General features: G+C 35.7%; 5 protein-coding genes. 2 read left to right on the top strand and 3 right to left on the bottom strand.

Features of this window, described 5'->3' with window-relative positions; translation table 11 throughout:
• Positions 1-589 precede the first annotated feature (589 nt).
• A complete protein-coding gene (locus tag K737_RS10280) occupies positions 590-739 on the bottom strand; it encodes a hypothetical protein (protein WP_006299873.1) in 150 nt (49 codons plus the stop codon).
• Positions 740-1,070: 331 nt separating this feature from the next.
• On the opposite strand from K737_RS10280, the gene K737_RS11155 reads away from it, so the two are divergent.
• Positions 1,071-1,295, top strand: coding sequence for a hypothetical protein (locus tag K737_RS11155; RefSeq protein ID WP_006294693.1), 225 nt, complete (start codon positions 1,071-1,073; stop codon positions 1,293-1,295).
• 193 nt (positions 1,296-1,488) lie between these two features.
• On the opposite strand, the gene K737_RS10275 is transcribed toward K737_RS11155, so the two are convergent.
• A complete protein-coding gene (locus K737_RS10275) occupies positions 1,489-1,644 on the bottom strand; it encodes a hypothetical protein (protein WP_162471406.1) in 156 nt (51 codons plus the stop codon).
• Positions 1,645-2,313: 669 nt separating this feature from the next.
• Entirely contained in the window at positions 2,314-3,288 is a 975-nt protein-coding gene (locus K737_RS04160) for a hypothetical protein (RefSeq protein ID WP_023492290.1), read from the bottom strand.
• Positions 3,289-3,597: 309 nt separating this feature from the next.
• Here K737_RS04160 and K737_RS04155 point away from each other — a divergent pair, with 309 nt between their 5' ends.
• Positions 3,598-3,783 carry a hypothetical protein gene (locus K737_RS04155; RefSeq protein ID WP_024161455.1) on the top strand — a complete coding sequence of 62 codons (186 nt, stop codon included), beginning with the start codon at positions 3,598-3,600 and terminating at the stop codon, positions 3,781-3,783.
• Positions 3,784-3,908 lie beyond the last annotated feature (125 nt).

The raw sequence follows: 3,908 nt of genomic DNA, 5'->3' as shown, positions 1-3,908 counted from the left end.
AGAAATATATTGAATAAAACTATAGATGGGCCACACTTCCAAAGCGTTAGATCGTCGAAAGAACATGGGATAGCTAAATCATGAATACAGGTTCTAAAAATCTCATTAGAATTTATTTCGATCTTAAACGTTTGATTAGATGGTGATTTTTTAAAAAAAATTATTAAGATATTTTGGCTTTTTTCTGAATATTATAAAAATATTATGGGTATCATTTTATTACAACCTCTCATTTTCAATCTTTATTGAAAATAGTTTGAGAGGTTATGTGCTTTGTGCGGAATTGGATAGTGTTTTACAACGCCAGATGGTGCTATTCGTATTGTATAGCTAAATCAGTATAAAAAGATTACGAGAGAAGGAATTGAAATAAGAGATCAATTGAACAAGTTAAAGTTCTTCTTATATGTTTGGCTTAGGCCAATTTTTTCTCAATAGGATTAAGATCTTGAGAATATGAAGGCAACAAAGCAAACTATGGCATCTTCTAGCATCTTTTGCACTGCTTTTCCTTTATGGAAAGCGGCATTTCCATAACACTAGCGCTTTCTTTTGAAAGGTTTTGGTAGCACCCAAGATGTACCCCCCTTTACGTTCTTGGCATATCATGAGCAAAACCACTTTCATCTATGTAAGGAATAGCTTTACCTGATTTTTCTAGCTGCTTAATTGTTTGGCAAAATGTAGATCTTTTTTCTGGATTCGCTTTTGGGGGATTTAGAGTTTTTTTATATGTCACTCCTAAACGGTGTTTTGCATATCTTATACCAGAAGCGCCGACTTCTAACCTCTTAGCCTTTTCATAATAGCTAACTATCTGAAAATTCTTCTGTATCTATTCTGAATTTCTCTTTGTCTAATTTTGTCCATGGTTTATTCCTTTTGTTGACTCCTTTAAGATTTTTGCTCCATCTTGCTACTGCTGATTTAGATATGCAAAATCTAGCGGCTACTTTTTCAAATGATACCCCGTGCTTTGTTTTTAATACTTTTGTTCGAAAATCATAACTTTAATTTATAATTTATTACATAATTACACCAAATCAAACTGAAAGTGTTGGACTAATGCGTTGAAAGTTGTCATTGACGCGCTCGACAAGATCCATGGCGATGTTGTCCCAGGTTTAGTCGAAAAAATGTATCATACTCTTGCAAAACTCTTTGGCAGAGACGAAAAATCGATTGTTGCGCACATATGCATTCTTCGATGGGGGTCAGATTGGGACTTAGGGAGGGCAAATAATGCACCTAAATCCCCCTTTCTTTTGCTGCTTTTTGGAGGTTTTTTCTTGTAGGGGCCTTGATCCAAGATCAGGGGAATGTTAGGCGCCTTTGGATAAGCGTCTTTCAGCTGATAAAAAAACCTATTCAAGGTTTCTAAGGACACTACCCGTCAAATCCAAGGCTCCCATCAGGTGTAAAAGAGGTTGTCGTGGCAATGTGGGTGCCTAACAGGTGATTTTCGTTTCCATGGTGTGGGGCATGTCGTCACCAAACAGGAAGGGCATCCTTCGGCGGTGTTGTCATCACCGTTGAATAAAAGGCTTCCTGCTTGGCTGCCTTTTCTGGCCGTGCTGCTGGCTTTTTAAACGAAAAGTTATAGGCGTGCAACGTCTTGCCTTGAATCGTATAGTCGGATAACAAAACTGCCTTAATCCTATCTGCTGCGTTCGTAACGCAACACGATCGTCTTCTTTTAGAAATCTTTGCATAAGAAAAATTATTAAACTTTTAAACAATTTCATTCAGCATGAATATATTCTATTACTGCTTTCTTAGATCGAAGCTGTTTTATTTCTTTGTTTGTCATTTTCTGTTAAAAATAGCACCACTCTGTTCCACTTTCAAGCTAAATTACTATAATGTTTTAACTCGCTGTTTTTGGAGTGATGCTCGTTAGATAATCGACGACAATACGCCACACACAAAATTCTTTTCAGATCTCCATATTTTAGCTGCTCCTCCCACTTTGGAAGAGACTTGTCTAAAAATTCAAATTGTTTCAGTCGTTTTTTAAGAACTTTTTCTATAAAATTGACTATAAGACTTTGACCTCTTTGTTATGGGTGCAGCCCAAAGAAAGGGGAGCCAATATTCCGGCGACACTCTATCTTTTGTATGAGAAGAAATAATTCATAATTTTATATGTTTTATCATCAAAAAATAAAAAAATCGCGCTATGAAATTTCATAGCGGGATAACAACGAAAATCTATAAAAGCAAACGATTTACCTATCTATTTTTTCTGAAATGCATTTAGATGATAACTTTTGTTGCTTTCTCTCATCCTTTCAAAAAATTACGCAGAAGCATTTACTGCGTGTCCTGTTTTTTCAAAGATACTGTCCCTAGATAAGAGTTCATCTCTTCTATAATCGCAGTACTGACGGGCTTACCTTTTTCTACTAAAATATCGTAGTGTTTTCCGTTTTCTTGCTCATCTTGTAACAAATACAACCAATGCTTTGCGCCTGTACACTCAAAAACTCTACCACTTTCAAGCACTAAATCCGAGGAACTTCCATTAAAAATTTTAATATTGACCCCTAGGTGTTTAGCAACGAGTCGAAAAAACGTACTTCCATTTGGAAGACGAAATCCGGTACTCCCCTGTCTAGTGGAAATACTTGCTCCGCCGTGCATTTCCAGCCCATCATTCCATTTTTTAAGCACCTCGAGAGCGTTTTCTTTTAATATGAACCATTGTTTTGCAATATCTCTATTGTTCTCCCCCCTTTCATCTATCTTCGTAAAATTTCCTAAAGGATCAAGCGTGTGGATCATCTCTAAAGCTTCCGAAATAACAATACCAGAAGCTTTAGAAGGCGATAACTGGTCTGACAAAATTTCGACACAGGAAAACATAACGCCTAACATATCTTGAGGGACAATCCCTAAATGGCTCCATAAACACGACCCATCGTCAAATCCAGGGATTTTTACAAAATTTTGTTTTTCTCCATAAAGATTTTCAAATGAATATTCACAAAGTAAAGAATCGACTTCTGTCGTTTTAGTCTTAAAATCACTCCAAGAGACTGACTTACTCATGTTGGAATGGCTTTTTTCCCAAAATTTCTTGCTAACTTTAGCAAATTGTACACTTTTGTGGGACGGTATAGCAGCAATCTCCTCTTGGAGTAGTCGTTGTCCTGCAGAAGATTCTCTAACTATAAATTTTTCACTTTTCCCAACGATTTTCTTTTTCTTTGCATGCAAAGATTGTTCACACAAAAAACCTATTGTAAAAAGAACAACAAATGACGTAAACGATTTTAAATTTTTCATCCAGAAACCAAAACTAAAACTGAGTCAACTGTTATACTTAAAAACAAAACCCCTGTCAACAAAGTAATCTTTTATTAACAAACCTTTCACAAAAAAAACTTCATTATCATCAAATCAAACGGTTCCAAAGACAATTAATGAAACTAATCTGTTCCAAAAAAAGTTCGATTAGAATAAAAATCGGAAGATTTTAAATAAAGATATTTTTTTAGTTTTAGAATTAGTAAAGGGTGTCTTTTAAAAATCTCTAAAAATGATTGTATGTAAAATTTGTGAATGTTCGGAGTGTTTTAAAATCGGTTTTGTTCGATGGATTCAGCGGTACAAATGGAAAAAATTTCACGAGGTGTGCCCAAGAAAGACAAGCTCCAAGCCTTCGTTTTACAAGTAAGTGGCCTTTCAATGAACCGAATTGCTCAGCTTTTTGGTGTCAGAGCGACCGCCGTTTTGAAGAGGTCAGGCACCTTAGGATCAAGGCTATGCGCCAAAATTTAGCTATCCCCAAAAGACAAAGGCATTGTCAAGGAAGTTGATGAATTTTGGAATTATTAAAAAAAAAGAAGAAAAAATTTGGATTTTTAAAGCTTGAATTTCTAAATCCTAGGATCGTGCAGGGCTCT

It is taken from the genome of Holospora undulata HU1 (assembly GCF_000388175.3).
Taxonomy (GTDB): domain Bacteria; phylum Pseudomonadota; class Alphaproteobacteria; order Holosporales; family Holosporaceae; genus Holospora; species Holospora undulata_A.
This window is presented reverse-complemented; position numbering and strand designations above follow the sequence as displayed.

Excerpts from the sequence above, each read along its gene's own strand:
- K737_RS04160 (WP_023492290.1), bottom strand. The coding sequence starts at position 3,288 with ATGAAAAATTTAAAATCGTTTACGTCATTTGTTGTTCTTTTTACAATA.
- K737_RS04155 (WP_024161455.1), top strand. The coding sequence starts at position 3,598 with ATGGATTCAGCGGTACAAATGGAAAAAATTTCACGAGGTGTGCCCAAG.